Raw genomic sequence first — 19,577 nt, forward strand, 5'->3', positions numbered from 1 at the left:
GCTGGAATGCCGTGAGGGCGGCTCAGCGCGGAGCCAGCACCATCACCATCTGGCGACCTTCGAGCTGCCAGTCGCTCTCGACCTTGGCGATCTCGAGCGTATCGGCCTTGACGCGCTCGAGCACCTTCACGCCGAGATCCTGATGGGCCATCTCGCGTCCGCGGAAGCGCAGGGTGACCTTCACCTTGTCGCCTTCCTCGAAGAAGCCCTGCATCGCCTTCATCTTCACGTCGTAATCGTGCTTGTCGATGCCGGGACGCAGCTTGATCTCCTTGATCTCGATGGTGCGCTGCTTCTTGCGCGCCTCCGAGGCCTTCTTCTGCTCCAGGAAGCGGAAGCGGCCGTAATCGAGAATCTTGCAGACAGGCGGCTGCGAGTTCGGAGCGATCTCGACCAGATCGAGACCTGCCTCTTCGGCGATCTTCAGGGCCTCGAAGAACGAGACAACGCCACGGTTGGCGCCCGTATCATCGATGAGCTGGACGTCGCGGACACCACGGATGTCGCGGTTGGCGCGAGGCCCGTCCTTGACGGGGGCCGGGGGAGCACGGAAAGGACGACGAATGGCTGTATTCTCCTGTGATTGGCGCTTGGCGCCGCTGAGCAGACACATTGCACAACGCGAAGCGATGTCAATGGATCAACGCGCGACCGGCCGCGAATAGCGGCAGAAATCCGCGCCGATCCCGAAACGCGCCACGGGTCTGCCCGTTCCGTCAGCGCCCGAGCAGGGCGCAGTAGACATCGAGCGTATCGTTCACCATCGCCGGCAGCGAAAAATGCCGCTCGACATGCAGCCGGGCGCGACTCGCCAGCATGTCGCGCGCCGACGGACGCAGCGAGAGCGCCTCGCCGAGCGCCTTCGCCAGCGCCGGAGCATCGCCGGGCGGCACGCGCCAGCCGGTGCGCTCCTGCGGGGCGACCTGCGGCGGCGCCAGCACGGTTTCCGGCACGGCGCCGAGATCCGACACCACCACCGGCACGCCCATGGCCTGCGCCTCGACGGCAACGCGGCCGAAAGCCTCCGGATCGGTCGACGGCACAGCGACCACAGCCGCCGAGAGCAGCGCGGCCGGCATGTCCGTGCAGTGCCCGACGCGTCTCACGCGGCCCTCGAGCCCGGCGCGGGCGATCGCCTCGTCGAGCTCGCGGACATAGCCGTCGCGGCCCTGGGCGTCGCCGGCCAGGATGAAGGCGGTATCGGCGTCGCCGCCGTCGCGCATCAGGCGCGCCGCCTCGATCAGCACCTTCTGCCCCTTCCAGCCGGTGAGCCGGCCGGGCAGCAGCACGATGCGCTGATGCGGCTCGACGCCCCAGGAGCGGCGCAGCGTGCTCACCCGCTCGGGCCCGACCACCGATGGCGCGAAGGCCGAGAAATCCGTGCCGCGATTGACGACGCGGATGCGATCGCGGGCGAAAGGATGACGCGCCCGGATCAGGTCCGCGGTGTAGTGCGAGTTGGCGATCACCACGTCGCCGCGCGCCATCACCGAATTATAGTGGTTCTTCACCACGGAGCGGGCGTTGTATGAGCCGTGATAGGTGGTGACGAAAGGCAGCTTGAGCGCGCGCGAGGCCGCCAGCGCCACCCAGGCGGGGGCCCGCGAGCGCGCATGCACCAGCTCGACGCCCTCGCGCCGGCACAGCGCCACGAGCTTGCGCACGTTCAACGCCATGGCGATGGGGTTCTTCGCCGCCGCCGGGAAGGGCAGCCAGACGCCGCCCTTGGCCTGGAGCTCGGCGACGAGCCGGCCGCCCTCGGTCGCGACCAGCGCCCGCGCGCCGACCTCGGTCAGGCCGGCTGCGATGTCGACGGCGGTCCGCTCGGCGCCACCGGCTTCCAGCTCCGGAATGATCTGCAGCAGCGTGCGTCCGGCGAGCGGATGAGTGTCCGTGGACGGCAGGGATATCGTCCCGCCCGAGCGCAACATTCTGATCACCGCTTCAAAGAACCTTCTGCCTACCGACTCGCCGATGCTATCGGAAACGAGATGATCACCAAATCGGGCGCGAATGCAGCAGGCTTCGCCGGCGCGCCACGGTTCACCACAGGAGAGTTCAGGTGACGAGGCAAGAGGCGACGCGGCCGGAGCCGCAATTCCTCAGCGTGGGCACCGGTCCCGAACAGCGCGACATCGCGGTCCTCACCCAGCCGGGCCGTGGCCCGGCAGTGGTCTGGCTCGGCGGCTTCCGCTCCGACATGCGCGCCACCAAGGCCGAGGCGATCGCCGACTGGGCGTCGCGCAGCGGACGCGCCTTCGTGCGCTTCGACTATGCCGGCCATGGCGAATCGAGCGGCGACTTCGCCCGCTGGACGCTGTCGCACTGGCTGGAGGATGCGCTGGCGGCGATCGCCGCGCATGCCAACGGCCCGGCCGTTCTGGTCGGCTCCTCCATGGGCGGCTGGCTCGCTCTGCTGGCGACGCGCCGGCTGCGCGAGCAGATGCCGGAGAAGGCGCCGGCAGGGCTGGTGCTGATCGCGCCGGCGGTGGACTTCACCGAAGAGCTGATGTGGGCGCAGATGCCCGACGCGATCCGCCGCGCCATCCTCGAGGACGGCGTCTGGAACCGCCCCTCCGAATACGCGCCGGAGCCGACACCGATCACCCGCGCCCTGATCGAGGACGGCCGGCGCCTGCTGATGTTCGGCGCGCCGATCGAGACCGGCTGCCCCGTGCACATCCTGCAGGGCATGAAGGATCCGGACGTGCCCCATGCACAGGCTTTGAGGCTGGTCGAGCACCTGCCCCACGATCCGGTGGTGCTGACGCTGGTCAAGGATGGCGACCACCGCCTGTCAACGCCTGACGACATCGCCCGGCTGGTCGCGGCGGTGGAGGGGATCGTCCCCTCCGCCTGAGCGGCAAGGCTCCGCCTGAGCGGGAAGGCCCGGCCCGGTGGCCCGGGCCGGGCGCGCCCGTCAGTGCAGGCTCACCATCTTGAGATCATGCTCCCAGGCGTTGGCGGTCGCCGCCTCGCGCGAATCGGTCACCAGGATCGGCGCGCCGTCGGCGGCGAGAAGGGCGAAGAGCTGCAGGCCGGGTTCGATCTCCGGCGCCTGCGGGAAGATCCGCGCCAGCTCCTCGGAGGTCATCGGCTTGAGATAGGCCACCTGGCCGGCGCCGAGCGAGGCGAATTCGGCCGTGGTCAGGGGGGTGTTCCTGGTCTGGGTCATCGCGCCCTCCTTCCGAGCAGTGCGAGGCGGTCCATGGAAAAAACTGGTCTCCCGATCGGGAACGCGAGGCAAAACCGCCGACCCCTTGTTCCGATCCTGACGGGACGCCGACCCGGCGACCGTCCTTCAAACGCGCACCGTCAATCCCGGCTCACGATATCGATACGCCTGACGAGGCGCTCCGGTTCCGGGCGCACGAGATCGATGGCGAGCAGCCCGTTGGAGAGGTCCGCGCCCATCACCTGCATGCCGTCGGCGAGCAGATAGGAGCGCTGGAACTGCCGCGCGGCGATGCCGCGATGCAGGAAGTGACGGGTCTTGTCGTCGACCTGGCGGCCGCGAATGGTGAGCTGGTTCTCCTCCAGCGTGATTTCGAGCTGATCGCGCGAGAAGCCGGCGACGGCAAGCGTGATCCTGAGCTTGTCGGGCTCGTCCTCGGTGCGCGGCAGGCGCTCGATATTATAGGGCGGATAGCCCTCGCCGGCGCCCTTGGCGACCCGGTCGAGCGCTCGTTCGATCTCGTCGAAGCCGAGGAGAAACGGATGGGACAGGCTAGGCGGACGCGACATTCCCGAAGCCCTCGAAAGGCGCCTCTGCAATCACCGGGGCCCGCTGCCGCAGCACCCCGCACGCGAAAGGCGAACCCGTCCGCGCAGATCGAATATGGCGACGGCGTTTCCCGGCTTCAAGGCATGGAGGGCGACGCGACGCGCGGCCGGCATCCATCAGCGCTGTCATCAGGAGAGGGACAGGAAGCGGTGGTACAGCCACCCCGGCTCGAACGGGGGACCCCCAGATCCACAATCTGGTGCTCTAACCAACTGAGCTATGGCTGCACGCTTCGCACGCTCCGCGACGCCCGGCTGGCGGGGGCGGAACGGCGCGGAACCTAGTGCCGCGCCGCAGCGATTGCAACGGCGAAATTGCAGCGGACACAGAAGAGTCGCGTCCGCCGGATTTTCACAGGCGCGGAAGCTCCTTGCGCGCGGTCGCGACAATGTCGTGCAGGCGCTCCGACATGGATTCGCAGCCGCGGCGGAAGGCCTTGGCCTGCAGCGCAACCGCATCGGCGGCGCTGCGGGTGCGCGCCAGCGTCTCGATCTCGCCGAGCGTGGTGGCGAGCTCGTCGCGGGCATGGTCTAGGATCCTGGCCTGGATCGCCCCGAAGGCACGCGTCAGCGCGAGCCCCTGCGACAGCCAGAGCGCGGTGACCGCTTCCGGCCCCTGCTTCGCCGCGGCCACGGGCTGGGCGACGGGTTTCACCGCAGCCATCGGCGGCGACGCGGCGGCGGCAGCGACCGCAGGCTTCGCCGGAGCGGGCTGCACCGGCACGGGCGTGGCCACCGGCTTGGCAGCGACACCAGGCTGTACAGGAGCGACAACCGGTTTCGCAGCAGGCTTGGTCTGCGCAGCTGGCTTGGACTGCTCGGCGGACTTGCTGGCAACGGGCGCCTTCACCGCAGCCTTCGCGGCCCGAGCCTTCGTCCGGACCGGCGCAGGCGCGCTCGCCGGCACAGGCTGCGACTTGGCCGTCGCCTCGGCCTTGGCAGGCTCGGCCTTCGCTGGCGCCTTGACCGGCGCGGCCTCGGCGACCGCGGGCTTCACGCCGTCAGACTTTGGAAGCTCGGCCTTGGGAGGCTCAGATTTGGAGACGTCGGCCTTGGGCGCATCGGCCTTCGATGCCTCGACCTTGGCCGGGGCCGGGGCAGCCGCCTGCTTCGGCGCGGGCTGGGCCGCGGGCGCTGTCGGCTTGCCCGGTGACGGAGCCGCGGGCTTGGCCACAGCGACGGGCGGCTGTGCCGGCTTCGGCGCGAAGACCGGCGCCGCCGGAGCGGGATTGGCCAGCGGGCCGGCGCTCGGCACGGGCCGGGTGTTTCCCAGCGCCGTCACCGGCGCCAGGCTGATCGGGGGTTTTCCGGGGTTCGGCCGTTTCGCCATATCTCACGCCCTTCGCGTCGGGGGCAGGCTCCAAGCCTGCCATCACGGAAAAGGCCGGGCGGACGGCCCGGCCGTCGTCAGGCGGCGCGCCCCGCGATATGGGACGCGAAGCGCCTCACTCGCCCTTGGTCGTCACTTGGCCTTGGTCGCCTTGGCGGCGGTCTCGGCCGTCTTGGCGGCCGCTTCCTGCACCGCCACGCCGAGATCCTTCATCTGCGCCTGGAAGGCGGAGACCTGGGTCTTCAGATACTCGGACTGATGCTGGAGGACTTCGCTGACATCGCGCGAGCGCACCAGCTTCTGCGCCAGCTCGAACGCCGCGGCGATGTTGTTCTCGGCATAGCCGATGGCCTTGCGGGCGGCATCCTGGGCGTTGGCGCGGGCCGACTCGGCCGAGCCGTGCGCGGTGTCGACGGCCTTGTGGGCGGCGCCGATGAAGCCGTCGAAGGCCTTGCGGGCCTGCTCGACGCTCTTCTCCGCGAATTCGCGCATTTCGGTCGGAACTTCGTAGGGGTTCTTGCCGTCCATGTCTCGTCCTCCTGATTCGCCGCCGCGGCGGTGCCGCGCAACGCGATCACCGTCATTGTGCACTGCAATATCATTATTGCGCCGCAATGACAACGCCGCGCGAGCGTGCCCTAGGCGACGCCATTAACGCTGTTTGGAAACGTCCGGGGACGGCGCGAGTTCCGCGCATGGATTCCCGGTCGTTTGGAGGCTATTAAAGCTTTGTTAGGCATAATCGCCCCGGGTTGGGACAGGCCTGAGAAGCGGGACGAGATGAGCGGATCCGAACAGCACTGGACGGAATTGTGGCAGGCCGCGGCGAAAGACGCCGCGCTCGCTCCGTTCGTCGCGGGCGGCGCGCTGCTGCTCTGCGCCGAGGACGGCACCCTCCTCCATGCCGATGCGGCAGGCAAGGCGCTGCTGCGCGGCGAGAGCGAACCGGCCCTGCCCGCCATGGTCGCCCAGCGCCTTCGCGTGCTCGCCGCCGGCGCCGCGACGCCGGGCACGCTGCGCCTCGAACGCCTGCGCTTCGGCTCCGCCCTGCAGGGGCTGACCACCTGCGCCTGCAAGCTGGTCGAAGGGCCGGCCGGCCGCGCGATCGCCCTCGCCATCAACGCAGCCGAACTGCGCCGCGCCGGCGTGCGCCTGCCAGTCCAGGACGCTCCCGCCCCGGCGACCGAGCAGCAGGCCGCGCTGCCGCTGCCCGCGCTTGCGGTCGCGGAGGAGCCGCCGGCGCAGCAGGCGCGCCCGGCCAATCTGCGCTTCCTCTGGCAGAGCGACCGCAGCGGTCGCTTCACCAGCGTCTCGCCCGATTTCGCCCGCCTCGCCGGCACCGAGCCGGCCCAGGCCCTGCCCGGCCGCAGCTGGAGCGAACTGATCGGCCAGGAGGTCATCGACGGCGACGGCCAGCTTTCGGCCCGGCTCGCCGGCGACGCGACCTGGAGCGGCTACCCCGTGCTCTGGCGTGTCGGCCCGCAGGAGGCCGCGCGCGTCGAACTCTCCGGCTTCCCGCTCTTCGACGCAGAGCGCGCGCCGAACGGCTTCCGCGGCTTCGGCCTGGTCCGCCGCCCGGAGAACGAGCCCCTGCCCGCAGCCGAAGCGCCCGCCGCCGCGGCGGATCTGGATGAGGCGGCGAACGCCGCCCAGCCCGCGCTCGCCGCAGCCGCCATCGCCGACCTTGCCCGTGGCTCGCAAACCGCTGCCGTCGCAGCTGTCCCGGCAGCGCCTGTGATCGCGGCACTCGCGCCGTCGCACGAGGCTGCCCCGGTCGCGACCGACGACGCCGCAGCACTTGCCGACAGCGCAGACGCCACTGCGCCGGATCTGGCCACGGCACCGGTCGAGACCGCCCCCGGGCAGCCGGAGGCGCCCGTCGCCGACGAACCTGAGGCCGAGACGGAAACGGCGACGGAGACCGTCACCGCCCCCGAAGCGGCTGCCGTGGACGAAGCGACCGATATCGCCGAGGACGGCGCGGACGAGGCTGACGGCGAATCCATTGCCGCAGCGACGATGCCGGCGCGCGAGGCCGAGGAGCCGGTCGCCGAAGCGCCGGTCGCGGAGCAGCGGGCCACCCCGGCACCTGTCGCCGGGACAACGAGCGAACCGCAGCCGGACGAGGACACCGCCGAGCAGGTCCGCGCGGCCAGGAACGACGCCACGGCCCAGAGCGCCCACACGGCCCAGAGCGACGACGCCGCCGAAGCCGGGCTGCCCGATACCAATGTCGTGCAGCTGCGCAACGGCCAGTTCGCGGCGATCCGGCCGGTGCTGGAACCCTCCAAGGCCAATCTGTCCAAGGCCGAGCGCAACGCCTTCCGCGAGATCGCCAAGGCGCTTGGCGCCCGCATTGCCGGCGAGGACGAGGCCGCGCCGCGCCTGCCGCCCGCGACGCCGCTGACGCTGCAGGACGAGCGCGAGACGGCGCAGCCCGCCGCAGAGCAGCCCGCCGCCCCGGCCTCGCAAGTCACCGACCCGGCGCAAGTCGCGGAACCGGCCATGGAGCCGGCCGAGCCGCGCGCCCGCATGCCGAACGCCCATGCCGAGATCCTCGACCGGCTGCCGGTCGCGGTGCTGGTCAACCGGGACGACGTGCCGCTCTACGCCAACCGCACCCTGCTCGATCTCCTCGACTATGCGGATGTCGACGACCTTGCCGCCTGTGGCGGCGTCGGCCAGCTCTTCCGCGGCCCGGTCGGCGCGGACGAGAGCACGATGATGCTGGTCGACCGCAAGGGCGGCGTCATCGCCGTCGAGGGCCGGCTCTCGACCGTCTCGTGGCAGGGCGAGCCGGCCACGCTGATGGCCTTCCGCAACCGGCTGCCGGGCGGCGAGCTCGAGGAGCTGACGGCGGAGGAGGCCGAGGAGCGCGAACTCGCGGCCGAGTTCGCGGCGGAAGAGGAAGAGGCGGCGCAGCGGGTGCGCTCGCTGCGGCTCGAGGGCGAGGGCTTCCAGGCCCGCATCGCCGAGATGAGCGCGATGCTCGACACCGCGACCGACGGCGTCGTCACCGTCGACGGGCGCGGGCGCATCCTCTCTCTCAACAAGAGCGCCGAGGCGCTGTTCGGCTACGACCAGCGCGAGGTCACCGGCGAGCTCTTCACCCTGCTCTTCGCGCCCGAAAGCCATTCGCCGGCGCTCGACTATCTCGACGGTCTGATCGGCGGCGGCGTCGCCTCGCTGATGAACGACGGGCGCGAGATCGTCGGTCGCGTGCGCCAGGGCGGCCGCATCCCGCTGTTCATGACCATGGGCCGGATCGCCGAGGCGCCCGACAGCAAGTTCTGCGCGGTGCTGCGCGACATCACCGCCTGGAAGAAGACCGAGGGCGAGCTGATCGAGGCGCGCAAGATCGCCGAGAAGGCCAGCGCACAGAAGTCGGACGTGCTGGCGAAGATCAGCCACGAGATCCGCACGCCGCTCAACGCCATCATCGGCTTCGCCGAGGTGATGTCGGAGGAGCGCTTCGGGCCGATCGAGAACGAGCGCTACAAGGAATACCTGCACGATATCCACCAGTCGGGCGGTTATGTCATCAGCCTGGTCAACGACCTGCTCGACCTCGCCAAGATCGAGGCCGGCAAGCTGGAGCTCGACTTCGTCAGCGTCAGCCTTAACGACATCGCGCTCTCGGCGGTGAACCTGCTGCAGCCGGAGGCCCAGCGCGGCCGCGTCGTGCTGCGCTCGGGGCTGGCACCCAAGCTGCCGCCGGTGGTCGCCGACGAGCGCTCGCTGCGCCAGATCGTGCTGAACCTGCTCTCCAACGCGGTGAAATTTACCGATGCCGGCGGCCAGGTCATCGTCTCGACGGCGCTCGGCGACCAGGGCGAGGCGATCCTGCGGGTGCGCGACACCGGCGTCGGCATGGACGACAGCGAGATCGCGCTGGCGCTGGAGCCGTTCCGCCGCGTGCCGACGACGCGCAAGGCCGGCGGCACCGGGCTCGGCCTGCCGCTGACCAAGGCGCTGGTCGAGGCCAACCGCGCCGCGCTCTCGATCACCAGCGTCAAGAAGGAAGGCACGCTGGTCGAGGTGACCTTCCCGCCGCAGCGCGTGCTGGCCGGCTGACGCAGCGGCGGCGCCACGGATTCCCTCCGCTGCGACACGCGCCCCGCGAGGCGCGCCGGTCCTTGTGACGGATCAATGTCGCCGCGCCGCCCCGGCCCTATCGTCCGCGCAAGCGCCCTGCCGGCGGCACGATGCGGAGACGACAGCCAATGTTCGATACGGGCAGAACGATCACGGCCGGCGATGCGGCGCTGTTCGTCGCCGAGACCGGCGTGCCGGAAGGCGAGCCCATCGTGCTGCTGCATGGCGGCCTCGGCAGCCGCACCGACTTCGCTGCGCTGGCCGCGCGGCTCGGCTGCGACCATCGCCTCGTCGCCATCGACAGCCGCGGCCATGGCCGCTCCGCGCTGGGCGGTGAAAGGCTGAGCTATCGTCGTCTGGCGCAGGACGTCGCGGCCGTGCTGGCGGCGCTCGGCCTCACGCAGGCCGGGATCATCGGCCACAGCGATGGCGGCATCGTCGCGTTGCGGCTCGCGACGGCAGAAACGCAACCGCGTTTCCTCGTCACGGTCGGGGCACACTGGCAGCTGGCGGAGGACGATCCGACGCGCGATCTCTATCGCAAGATCAGCGAGGCGCAGTGGCGCGAAATGTTTCCAGCCGGGGTCGCCCGCTACGAAGCGGAGAATCCCGCGCCTGACTTCGCCCGGCTGTTCGAAGCCACCCGCGCCATGTGGCTCGGCAACGGGCCGGACGCCTATCCGGGCGAGACGGTGCGCGCCATCCGCGCACCTCTCCTGGTGGTACACGGGGACGAGGACGCACTCGTCTCCCGCGCCCAGGCGGCCGGGCTGGCCGAGCGCGTGCCCGGAGCCCGGCTGCTCAACCTGCCCTTCGCGACGCACACCGTGCTGCAGGACGATCCGGACGCGGTGGCGCCGGCGCTCCGCGACTTCGTCGCCGGTGCCGGCCGCGGCGCGCCCGGCTAGAGCAAGGTGCCGCGCAGGATCAGGGCGGCGATGCTGAAATAGATCACCAGCCCGGAGACATCGACCAGCGTCGCCACGAAGGGCGCCGAGGCGCTGGCCGGGTCGAAGCCCAGCCGGGTCAGGATAAAGGGCAGCATCGAGCCGGCCAGAGAGCCGAAGGTGACGATGCCGATCAGGGCCGCGCCGATGGTGACGGCAACCAGGCCCCAGTGCTCGCCGTAATCGTAGAGGCCGGTCTTCTGCCAGACGACGACGCGCACCATGCCGATCGCGCCGAGGATGGCGCCGAGCGTCATGCCGGTCGGCAATTCGCGCAGCGCCACCCGCCACCAGTCGCCGAGGCCGAGTTCGCGCAGCGCCAGCGACCGGATGATCAGCGAGGTCGCCTGCGAGCCGGAATTGCCGCCGGAGCTCATGATCAGCGGGATGAAGAGCGTCAGCACCAGCGCCTTCTCCAGCTCGCCCTCGTAATGCTGCATGACCGAGGCCGTCAGCATCTCGCCGATCAGCAGTACGCTGAGCCAGCCGGCACGCTTGCGGATCATCTCGAGGAAGCCGATGCGCGGATAGGGCGCGCCCAGCGCCTCCATGCCGCCGAGCTTCTGCACGTCCTCGGTGGTCTCGTCGATCATCGCGTCGATGACGTCGTCGACGGTGACGATGCCGAGCATGCGCTCCCGGGCGTCGACCACCGGCACGGCGAGGAGGTTGTACTTGGCGATCAGCCGCGCCACCTCCTCGCGATCCGTCCCCGGCGCGACGCTGACCGGCGGGCGCACGCCGCCGGCGCTGACGATCGGCGCGGCCGGATCGCCCGAGATCAGCCGGCGCAGCGCCACCGCCTGGACAAGGCGACCGCCCTCCGGCTCGACCACGTAGATCGCATAGACGGTCTCGCGGCTGCGCTCGACGGTGCGGACATGGTCGAGCGTGCGGGCGATCGTCCAGTCGGCCGGCACGCTGACGAACTCGGTCGTCATGATCGCGCCGGCGCTGTGCTCCGGCCACGCCAGCAGCGCCGCCAGCGCGGCGCGGGTCTCGCCGTCGAGCCGCGCGACGAAGCGGTGCCGGTCCGGCTCGGAAAGGTCGTTGCGGAAGATCTCGGCGACACGGTCGGACGACATCGCCTGGATGAAGGCGACCGCGCGCTCGAGCGGCAGCGCCTTGAGGATCGCGCCAGGCGCGACGAGTTCGGGCTGGTCGAGCACGTCGACCGCCCGTCCCGCCGGCATGGCGAGCAGGATGGCCGCGGCCTCGGCAGGCTCGACCGCGTTCAGCCGCTCGGCGATATCGGCGACATGGACGCCGTGCAGCGTGGTGCCGGCGAGATCGAGCCCGCCCGGGGCGCGGCTCGCGAATGGGGTGACAGCGGCGTTCATGGCTCGCTTCCTTCCGGTTCGGCCGTCGATGGCCGAACGCAGGCGAGCCTGTCACGAGGGATCAGGCGCGCGGACGGACGGCCGGCGACGGCAAGGACGGTCGACTGGGACTGTCGCTTGGCATGGGGATCGGGGTTCCTTGGTGAGACCGGGCGACGGGCGTTGGCGCGCCGACCGGACGGGCGCCAGATGCGCCTGTTGCGCGCCTTCGTCAAGCGCCCTGCACAGGTGCCGTCGCGCATCCACGCCAAGCCGGAGCCGCGACGCTTGCGCGTTGGCGCGGAGCCGGCGCCGTCCTAGAGTTGGGCACGCAACAGCCCGGACGGTCCCATGCAGTTCGCATTCTCCGAGGAAGAAGAGCTGATCCGCGAGAGCGCGCGCCGGCTCGCCGCCGACAGGCTCGCGCCATTGGCCGAGGCGCTCGACCACGGCGAGGGCCGGGACGGCTTCCTCGCCAATCTCAAGCTCATGGCCGAGAACGGCTTCATGGCGCTGAATGTCGCGGCCGCCTATGGCGGCAGCGAAGCCGGCACGGTCGCCTTCGCGCTGGCGCTGGAGGAGTTCGCAGCCGCCTGCGCCGCGACGGCGGTGACCACCTCGGTGACCAACATGGTCGGCGAGGTGATCCAGGCGGTCGGCACCGCGGCGCAGAAGGAAGAGCATCTGCCGAAGCTCGCCGACGGCAGCTATCCCGCCGGCGCCTTCTGCCTGACGGAATCCGGCGCGGGCTCCGACCCTGCCGGCATGGCGCTGCGGGCACGGCGCGACGGCGATTCCTACGTCCTCGACGGCGAGAAGCTCTACATCACCAGCGGCGAATATGCCGGCATCTTCGTGGTCTGGGCGGTGACCGACCCCGACGCGCCGAAGGGCAAGGGCATTTCGGTCTTCCTCGTGCCGGCCGGCACGCCCGGCGTGAGCATCGGCAAGGCCGAGAGCAAGATGGGCCAGACCGGCTCGGCCACCAATATCGTGCGCTTCGACGGCGCCCGCATCCCGGCCGAAGCCCTGATGGGGCGGGAGAACGACGGATTCCGCGTCGCGGTCGGCGAACTCGCCGGCGGGCGCATCGGCGTGGCGGCGGTCTCGCTCGGCATCGCGCGCGCGGCGATGGACGCCGCCAAGGCCTATATCCGCGAGCGCCGGCAGTTCGGGCAGCCGCTGGCCAGCTTCCAGGGCCTGCAATGGATGATCGCCGACCGCGAGGTCGATCTGCACGCCGCGCGGCTGCTGATCCTCGACGCGGCGGCGCGCAAGGACCGTGGCGACCCCTTCGCCCGGGAAGCCTCGATGGCCAAGCTCTTCGCTTCGGAGGCCGCGCATCGCTGCACCGACACCGCCCTGCAGATGCATGGCGGCGCCGGCTATTGCCGCGACTACCCCGTCGAGCGCTATGCGCGCGACGCCCGGATCACGCGCATCTACGAGGGCACCTCGGAGATCCAGCGCCTGATCATCGCCCGCGAAACCCTGCGCCAGCTCGGCTGAGCGCGCGCTCTAACCGCCAGGACACCCGCATGACCCTGACCATCTATGGCTGCTACCGCTCGCGCGCGAGCCGCACCGTCTGGCTCGCCAACGAGCTCGGCATCCCCTTCGACCATGTGCCGGTGGTGCAGGCCTATCGCCTCGCCGACCCGCTGGCGGCCGACGCGCCGCTCAACACCCGCAGCCCCGCCTTCCTGAAGATCAACCCGAACGGGCACATCCCCTCGATCGACGATGACGGCTTCGTCCTGCACGAATCGCTGGCAATCAACCTCTACCTCGCCCGCAAGCATGGCGGGCCGGTCGCACCGGAGACGGTGCAGGAGGAGGGCCTCGCCGCGATGTGGTCGCTCTGGGCCGTGACGGAGTGCGAGCAGTACGCCCTCAACCTGATGGTCCACCGCGCGGTGAACCCGCCGGAGAAGCGCGACCCGGCCGTGGTCGCGGCCTCGCTCGCCGCCCTGCCCAAGCCCTTCGCCGTGCTCGATCGCACGCTGGCCGACGGCGGCGGCTACCTGATCGGCAAGCGCTTCACCGTGGCCGACATCAACGTCGCCGAGGCGATCCGCTACGCCATGCTCGCGCCGGAGCTGTTCGAGCCCGTGCCGCATGTGCGCGAATGGCTGCAGCGGCTGCACGCCCGGCCCGCCTTCGTCGCCATGTGGGCGGCGCGCGACGCCGAGCCGGCCTGAGCCGCTGTTTCCGGGTGTCGGCCCGGTGCCCGGCGCGGTAGAGCCTCGCCCGACACCGGGAGCGACCGGCGGACGCGGCGGACGAAGGCCGCTGCGCAGCCTCGCCTCCTGACCGATCCGGCCGCGGGAGGGGCGTATCCCGACGCCCCAACCCGCATCGACGAGGCGGCTATGCCATCTTCCCCCGCGCAGCAGATGGGCGCCCGCGAATGGGCGCTGCTCTGCCTGCTCTCCGTCCTGTGGGGCGGCTCCTTCTTCTTCAACGCGCTGGCTGTGGCGGAATGGCCGCCCTTCGCGGTGGTGCTGGTCCGGGTCGGGCTGGCCGCGATGGCGCTGCTCGCCATCGTGCGCCTCACCGGCGCGCCGACGGCTGCGGCCTGGCCGCTCTGGCCCTCCTTCCTGCTGATGGGCATCCTCAACAATCTGGTGCCCTTCACGCTGATCCTCTGGGGCCAGACGCAGATCGCCAGCGGGCTGGCCTCGATCATCAACGCCACCACGCCGATCTTCACCGTGGTCGTGATGCACCTGTTCGGCGGCGAGCCGGCCTCGGGCCGCAAGATGGCCGGCGTGTTCGCCGGGCTCGCCGGCGTCGCGATCCTGATGGGGCCCGACGCGCTCGGCGGGCTGGGCGGGCATCTCGCGGCGCAGCTCGCCTGCGTCGGCGCCACGCTCTCCTATGCCTTCTCCGGACTGGTGGCGCGCCGCTTCCGGCAGCTGCCGCCGCTCGTCAGCGCCGCCGGCCAGCTCAGCGCCACCACGGCGATGGCGATCCCGATCCTGCTGGTGGTGCATCCGCCCTGGACGCTGCCCCTGCCCTCGCCGACCGCGCTCGGCGCCATGGCGGGGCTGGCCCTGGCCTCGACCGCGCTGGCCTATGCGATCTTCTTCCGGATCATGCGGGCGGCGGGGCCGACCAATGTCGCGCTCGTCACCTTCCTGATTCCGGTCAGCGCGATCCTGCTCGGTACCTTCGTGCTCGGGGAGGCGCTGCTGCCGCGCCATATCGGCGGCATGGCGGCGATCTTCGCGGGGCTGGCCCTGATCGACGGGCGGCTGGTCAGGCGGCTGACGAAAGCCTCCGTCTAGGCCGGAGGTTTCATTGCCAAAAAATTATGAATTGCTCTACGCTCTGCCGATGAACGATCGGCGCGGGCGGTAGAGCCGGGACAACCGGCCCATGGCACGCCCTGCGCTCGGCCCGAGGGGAGGCGCGACAGCAATGGATCTGAGGCAGCTGCGATGCTTCATCGCGGTAGCGGAGGAGCTTCATTTCGGCCGCGCCGCGGAACGGCTCGGGCTGGCTCCGCCTGCCCTCTCGCGCCAGATCAGCACGCTCGAGGACGAGCTCGGCGTCGCCCTGCTCACCCGCACCACCCGGCAGGTTGCGCTGACGCGCGCCGGGCTGATCATGCTCGAGGAGGCCAAGGGCATCCTGGCCGGCATGGAGCGCGCCTCGCGGGCGGTGCGCGAGGCCTCGCTCGCCTCCGGCAAGGTGCTGCGCGTCGGCGCGATCGACGCCGCCTCGTCGAGCTTCGTGCCCGAGGCGCTGGTGACCTTCCGCGCCCGCCATCCCGGCGTCGAGATCAAGTTCGTCGAGGCGATGACCACGCCGCTGATCCAGATGCTGGAGGCGGGACGGCTCGACATCGCCCTGACGCGGCCGCCGCGCAAGCCGACCGATTGCGCCTTCGAGGTGCTGCGCGTCGAGCGGCCGATCGTGGTGCTGAACGAGGCGCACCCGCTGGCGGCGCGCGAGCACCTGACCATGCACGACCTGATCGGCCAGCCCTTCGTGGTGCCGTCCAAGCGCATACGGCCCTTCGCCTACGACCTGGTCATGACCTATTTCGAGAGCGTCGGCTCGGTGCCCAACGTCACGATCGAGGCGACCGAGAAGCCGGCGATGATGTCGGCGGTGGCGGCCGGGCTCGGCATGGCGCTGGCGCCCGACTGGGTGTCGCGCCTGAGCTTCCCGCGCGTGACGATGCGCAAGCTGCGCGGAGCCCTGCTAGACCCGCCGCCGGACGGCGCGCTGGTCGGCGTGGCCTGGCGGCCCCACCAGAAGCTTGCCGCCCGCGACGACTTCCTCGCGATCCTGCGCGAGAGCGTCACGCTGGTCGACGAGGACAATGTCCTGCCTTTCACCCTGCCACGCACAAGATCGAAAAAGACGGTGCGTGCTTCCACGCCGGCCGGAGGAGCCTGATGAGTCTGAACAGCATCGAATCGGCGCGGGGACTGCGCGTCCGATCCACACAGGATCTCGCGGCCGGGATCTTCATGATCGCCCTCGCGGCGCTGGCGCTGCTCCTGTCGAACGACCTGCCGAGCGGCACGCTGCGCCAGCTCGGCCCGGGCATGCTGCCCAGGGCCTTCGCCTGGATCTGCGCGGCGCTCGGCGCGCTCGTGGTGATCAACGCCTTCCGCTATAATGGCGAGAAGCTCTCGCCGCTCTCCTTCAAGGGCATTTTCTTCGTGCTCGGTGGCGTCTGCGTCTTCGCGATGACCATCCGCGGCTTCAGCATCGGCCCGATCAGCGTGCCGGCGCTCGGCCTGCTGGTCTCCGGCCCGCTGGTGATGCTGATCGCCGGCATCGCCGCCGACGACCGCCGGCCGAAGGAGCTGCTGCTCTTCACCATCGCCATGAGCGCGGCCTGCATCGCGCTGTTCAAATACGGGCTGAACCTGCCGATTCCGCTGGCGCCCTGGCTGCTGGGGATCTGAGGCATGGATATCTTCGCCAATCTCGGGCTCGGCTTCGGCGTCGCCCTCACCCTCAAGAATATCGGCCTGTGCTTCATCGGCTGCATGGTCGGCACGCTGGTCGGCGTGCTGCCCGGCGTCGGCCCGGTCGCGACCATCGCGATGCTGCTGCCGATCACCTTCGGGCTCGACCCCGTCGGCGCGCTGATCATGCTGGCCGGCATCTATTACGGTGCCCAGTATGGCGGCTCGACCACCGCGATCCTGGTCAACATCCCCGGTGAGGCGACCGCCGTCGTCACCACGCTGGACGGCCACCAGATGGCCAAGCAGGGCCGCGCCGGCATCGCGCTCGGCACCGCGGCGATCGGCTCCTTCTTTGCCGGCTGCTTCGCCACCGTCATCATCGCCGCGCTCGGCGCGCCGCTGACCAAGCTCGCCCTGCTGTTCGGCCCGGCCGAATACTTCTCGCTGATGGTGATGGGCCTGTGCTTCGCCGTCGTGCTGGCGCGCGGCTCGATCCTCAAGGCCTTCTGCATGATCATGCTCGGCCTGCTGCTCTCCACCGTCGGCACCGACCTGGAGACCGGCCAGGAGCGCATGACGCTGGGCTTCCCGCCGCTGGCGGACGGCATCGACTTCGCCGTGCTCGCCATGGGCATCTTCGGCTTCGCCGAGGTGCTGCGCAATCTGGAGACCCCGGAGGCGCGCGACGTCGTCCGCGCCAAGATCGGGCGTCTGCTGCCGAATCTCGACGACCTCAAGCAATCGGCGATGCCGGCGGTGCGCGGCACGCTGATCGGCGGCGTGCTCGGCATCCTGCCCGGCAACGGCGCGGTGCTGGGGCCCTTCGCCAGCTACTCGGTCGAGAAGAAGATGGCCAAGGATCCGTCGCGCTTCGGCAAGGGCGCGATCGAGGGCGTCGCCGGGCCGGAATCGGCCAATAATGCCGGCGCGCAGACCGCCTTCATCCCGCTGCTCACCCTCGGCATCCCGCCGAACGCGGTGATGGCGCTGATGGTCGGCGCGATGACCATTCACGGCATCATCCCCGGCCCGCAGGTGATGACCCGCAACCCGGACCTGTTCTGGGGCATGATCGCCTCGATGTGGATCGGCAACCTGATGCTGCTGATCATCAACCTGCCGCTGGTCGGCCTGTGGGTGAAACTGCTGCAGGTGCCCTACCGGCTGATGTTCCCGGCGATCCTGATCTTCTGCTCGATCGGCATCTACTCGGTGAACAACCAGCCGATGGACGTCGCCTTCACGGCGCTGTTCGGCCTGTTCGGCTACCTGCTGATCAAGCTCGGCTTCGAGCCGGCGCCGCTGCTGCTCGGCTTCGTGCTCGGCAAGCTGATGGAGGAGAAGCTGCGGCAGGCACTGATCATCTCGCGCGGTTCGTTCATGACCTTCGTCGAGCGCCCGATCTCGCTGCTGCTGCTGGTCGTCGCGGTGGCGGTTCTGGTGATCGCGCTGCTGCCGTCCATGTCGAAGAAACGCGACGAGGTCTTCACCGAATGACGGGGTTGCGGCCCCGGCCGCAGCCCCCATCCTGTCGCCATCGTTCCCAGGGAGGACATCTATGAAGAAGCTCGCACTCGGCGCCATCGCGGCGCTCGCGCTCGCGCTGCCCGCGCAGGCCCAGACCAAATATCCCGAGCGGCCGATCACGATGATCGTGCCCTTCGCCGCCGGCGGCCCGACCGACGTCATCGCCCGCCTCGTCAGCGAGAGCATGTCGAAGACCCTGGGCACGCAGGTCGTGGTCGAGAACGTCGCCGGCGCCGGCGGCACCACCGGCATCACTCGGGCGCTGACCGCGGCGCCCGATGGCTACACCATCGCCATGGGCCATCTCGGCACCTTCTCGGCCGCGCCCTCGACCTATCCGAACCTGAAATACGATCCCATCGACGGCATGCAGGCGATCGGCCTGGCCGGCGGCACGCCGATCCTGATCGTCGCCAAGAAGGACTTCGCGCCGAAGGACCTCAAGGAGTTCGTCGCCTATGTGAAGGGCAACACCGACAAGGTGACGGAAGCCCATGCCGGCGTCGGCTCGGTCTCCTGGACGACCTGCACCCTGCTCAAGGGCCAGCTCGGTGTGCCGAAGCTGAACTCGGTCGCCTATCGCGGCACCGGCCCGGCGCTGAACGACCTGGTCTCCGGCCAGATCGACTTCATGTGCGACCAGATCGTCAGCGTCTCCGAGCAGGTCAAGGCCGGCACGATCAAGGCCTATGCCGTCGCCTCGGCCGAGCGCTCGCCGGCCCTGCCCGACGTGCCGACGACCAAGGAGGCCGGCCTGCCTGAGTACCAGATCGAGGCCTGGAACGGGCTCGCTGCGCCGAAGGGCACGCCGAAGGAGATCGTCGACAAGCTGGTCGACGCCCTCGACAAGGCGCTGAAGGATGAGACGGTGAAGACCCGCCTGCTCGGGCTGGGCGCCGTGATCCCGAGCGCCGAGGAGCGCACGCCGGCCGGCTTCGCCGCGCTGATCAAGCGCGACGCCGACAAGCTCACCCCTGTGCTGTCGCAGGCCGTGAAGAAGTAAGGCCGGCTCGACCGCCTGCCTCACCGTGCCGGCGGACCTCGCGGTCCGCCGGCATTGTCTTGTCCGACAGCCTGCGAGGAGCGACCGCATGAGCCGCGCCGTCCGCCTGCCCGTCCTGCCGCTCGAACCCGAGAGCTTCGCGCCCTATGGCCGTGTGCTGGCGCCGGCCGGCCCGCGCGACGCCGGGCGCGAGGGCTACGACATCTGGCTCCAGCCCTTCGCGGCCGAGCTGGCGCCGCGCCTGCAGATCGTGCGCTATCACGCGCGCCCCTTCGCGGTGCGGCTGGTCGAACGGCATCTCCACGTCAGCGAGGCGCGCATGCCGCTCTCCTCCGTGCCGGCCATCGTCGTGGTGGCTCCGCCCGGCGAGGTGCCGCCGGCACCGGAGACGCTGAAGGCCTTCCGCCTCGCAGGCCAGGGCGTGATGTTCCATCGCGGCACCTGGCACGCGATCGACGCCTATCCGGAGGGCGCGGCCCATGCCGATTTCCTCTTCCTCTCGGAAGAGGCGACGGTGAACGAGCTCTTCGCCAATCCGGGCGTGCCGCCGCGGCGGACCCAGGTCCACGACTTCGACGCAGCCGGGATCACGGTGACGATCGCAGGCTGAGCGGCGGCCTTCGGGGCCGGCCGTAGTCC

The 19,577-nt window shown here is 70.4% G+C and carries 18 protein-coding genes and 1 tRNA gene; 11 read left to right on the plus strand and 8 right to left on the minus strand.

The features are described 5' to 3' along the window. Nucleotides 1-22: 22 nt before the first annotated feature. The gene (infC, locus tag ABE438_RS13890) at nt 23-565 is read right to left on the minus strand and encodes a translation initiation factor IF-3 (RefSeq protein ID WP_346503330.1); all 543 of its coding nucleotides are present in this window, start codon (nt 563-565) and stop codon (nt 23-25) included. A gap of 151 nt (nt 566-716) precedes the next feature. Next, nucleotides 717-1,931 (minus strand): glycosyltransferase family 4 protein, encoded by a 1,215-nt coding sequence (locus ABE438_RS13895; protein WP_346503331.1) that lies wholly within the window; start codon nt 1,929-1,931, stop codon nt 717-719. Nucleotides 1,932-2,062: 131 nt separating this feature from the next. Between ABE438_RS13895 and ABE438_RS13900 the strand changes: the two genes are divergently transcribed. Continuing rightward, a complete protein-coding gene (locus tag ABE438_RS13900; protein ID WP_346503233.1) occupies nt 2,063-2,860 on the plus strand; it encodes an alpha/beta hydrolase in 798 nt (265 codons plus the stop codon). Nucleotides 2,861-2,920: 60 nt separating this feature from the next. Here the strand turns inward: ABE438_RS13900 and ABE438_RS13905 are convergent, their stop codons facing one another. The 5 genes from ABE438_RS13905 to ABE438_RS13925 form a co-directional block, all read right to left on the minus strand. Beyond that, nucleotides 2,921-3,175: a BQ00720 family protein gene (locus tag ABE438_RS13905; RefSeq protein WP_346503234.1), complete on the minus strand. Its 255-nt coding sequence runs from the start codon at nt 3,173-3,175 to the stop codon at nt 2,921-2,923. A gap of 140 nt (nt 3,176-3,315) precedes the next feature. Beyond that, nucleotides 3,316-3,744: an Hsp20 family protein gene (locus ABE438_RS13910; RefSeq protein WP_346503235.1), complete on the minus strand. Its 429-nt coding sequence runs from the start codon at nt 3,742-3,744 to the stop codon at nt 3,316-3,318. Nucleotides 3,745-3,934: 190 nt separating this feature from the next. After that, nucleotides 3,935-4,011 (minus strand) — tRNA-His (locus ABE438_RS13915). Between the two features lie 124 nt (nt 4,012-4,135). Further along, nucleotides 4,136-5,113, minus strand: coding sequence for a hypothetical protein (locus tag ABE438_RS13920; RefSeq protein WP_346503236.1), 978 nt, complete (start codon nt 5,111-5,113; stop codon nt 4,136-4,138). Between the two features lie 132 nt (nt 5,114-5,245). After that, a complete protein-coding gene (locus ABE438_RS13925) occupies nt 5,246-5,641 on the minus strand; it encodes a phasin (protein ID WP_346503237.1) in 396 nt (131 codons plus the stop codon). Between the two features lie 252 nt (nt 5,642-5,893). Between ABE438_RS13925 and ABE438_RS13930 the strand changes: the two genes are divergently transcribed. After that, nucleotides 5,894-9,187 (plus strand): ATP-binding protein, encoded by a 3,294-nt coding sequence (locus ABE438_RS13930; RefSeq protein WP_346503238.1) that lies wholly within the window; start codon nt 5,894-5,896, stop codon nt 9,185-9,187. A 149-nt stretch (nt 9,188-9,336) separates the two neighbouring features. After that, nucleotides 9,337-10,116 carry an alpha/beta fold hydrolase gene (locus ABE438_RS13935; RefSeq protein ID WP_346503239.1) on the plus strand — a complete coding sequence of 260 codons (780 nt, stop codon included), beginning with the start codon at nt 9,337-9,339 and terminating at the stop codon, nt 10,114-10,116. On the opposite strand, the gene mgtE is transcribed toward ABE438_RS13935, so the two are convergent. Next, entirely contained in the window at nt 10,113-11,495 is a 1,383-nt protein-coding gene (gene mgtE, locus ABE438_RS13940; protein ID WP_346503240.1) for a magnesium transporter, read from the minus strand. The genes ABE438_RS13935 and mgtE overlap by 4 nt on opposite strands. Nucleotides 11,496-11,825: 330 nt before the next feature. Here mgtE and ABE438_RS13945 point away from each other — a divergent pair, with 330 nt between their 5' ends. The 8 genes from ABE438_RS13945 (at nt 11,826) to ABE438_RS13980 (ending at nt 19,548) form a co-directional block, all read left to right on the plus strand. After that, nucleotides 11,826-12,983, plus strand: a complete 1,158-nt coding sequence (locus ABE438_RS13945; protein WP_346503241.1) for an acyl-CoA dehydrogenase family protein — start codon at nt 11,826-11,828, stop codon at nt 12,981-12,983. Between the two features lie 29 nt (nt 12,984-13,012). Beyond that, nucleotides 13,013-13,675, plus strand: a complete 663-nt coding sequence (locus ABE438_RS13950) for a glutathione S-transferase family protein (protein ID WP_346503242.1) — start codon at nt 13,013-13,015, stop codon at nt 13,673-13,675. A gap of 171 nt (nt 13,676-13,846) precedes the next feature. Next, the gene (locus ABE438_RS13955; protein WP_346503243.1) at nt 13,847-14,764 is read left to right on the plus strand and encodes a DMT family transporter; all 918 of its coding nucleotides are present in this window, start codon (nt 13,847-13,849) and stop codon (nt 14,762-14,764) included. A gap of 133 nt (nt 14,765-14,897) precedes the next feature. Further along, on the plus strand, nt 14,898-15,884 hold the full coding sequence (locus ABE438_RS13960; protein WP_346503244.1) for a LysR family transcriptional regulator: 987 nt from the start codon (nt 14,898-14,900) through the stop codon (nt 15,882-15,884). Next, nucleotides 15,884-16,402 carry a tripartite tricarboxylate transporter TctB family protein gene (locus ABE438_RS13965; RefSeq protein ID WP_346503245.1) on the plus strand — a complete coding sequence of 173 codons (519 nt, stop codon included), beginning with the start codon at nt 15,884-15,886 and terminating at the stop codon, nt 16,400-16,402. The genes ABE438_RS13960 and ABE438_RS13965 overlap by 1 nt, the downstream gene beginning before the upstream one ends. 3 nt (nt 16,403-16,405) lie before the next feature. Beyond that, complete coding sequence (locus ABE438_RS13970) at nt 16,406-17,905, plus strand: tripartite tricarboxylate transporter permease (protein WP_346503246.1); 1,500 nt, start codon at nt 16,406-16,408, stop codon at nt 17,903-17,905. A 61-nt stretch (nt 17,906-17,966) separates the two neighbouring features. Next, a complete protein-coding gene (locus ABE438_RS13975; RefSeq protein ID WP_346503247.1) occupies nt 17,967-18,938 on the plus strand; it encodes a tripartite tricarboxylate transporter substrate-binding protein in 972 nt (323 codons plus the stop codon). Between the two features lie 88 nt (nt 18,939-19,026). Beyond that, nucleotides 19,027-19,548 carry an ureidoglycolate lyase gene (locus tag ABE438_RS13980; RefSeq protein ID WP_346503248.1) on the plus strand — a complete coding sequence of 174 codons (522 nt, stop codon included), beginning with the start codon at nt 19,027-19,029 and terminating at the stop codon, nt 19,546-19,548. Nucleotides 19,549-19,577 lie beyond the last annotated feature (29 nt).

Source organism: Allobosea sp. TWI1241, from assembly GCF_039673065.1.
Classification (GTDB): Bacteria; Pseudomonadota; Alphaproteobacteria; order Rhizobiales; family Beijerinckiaceae; genus Allobosea.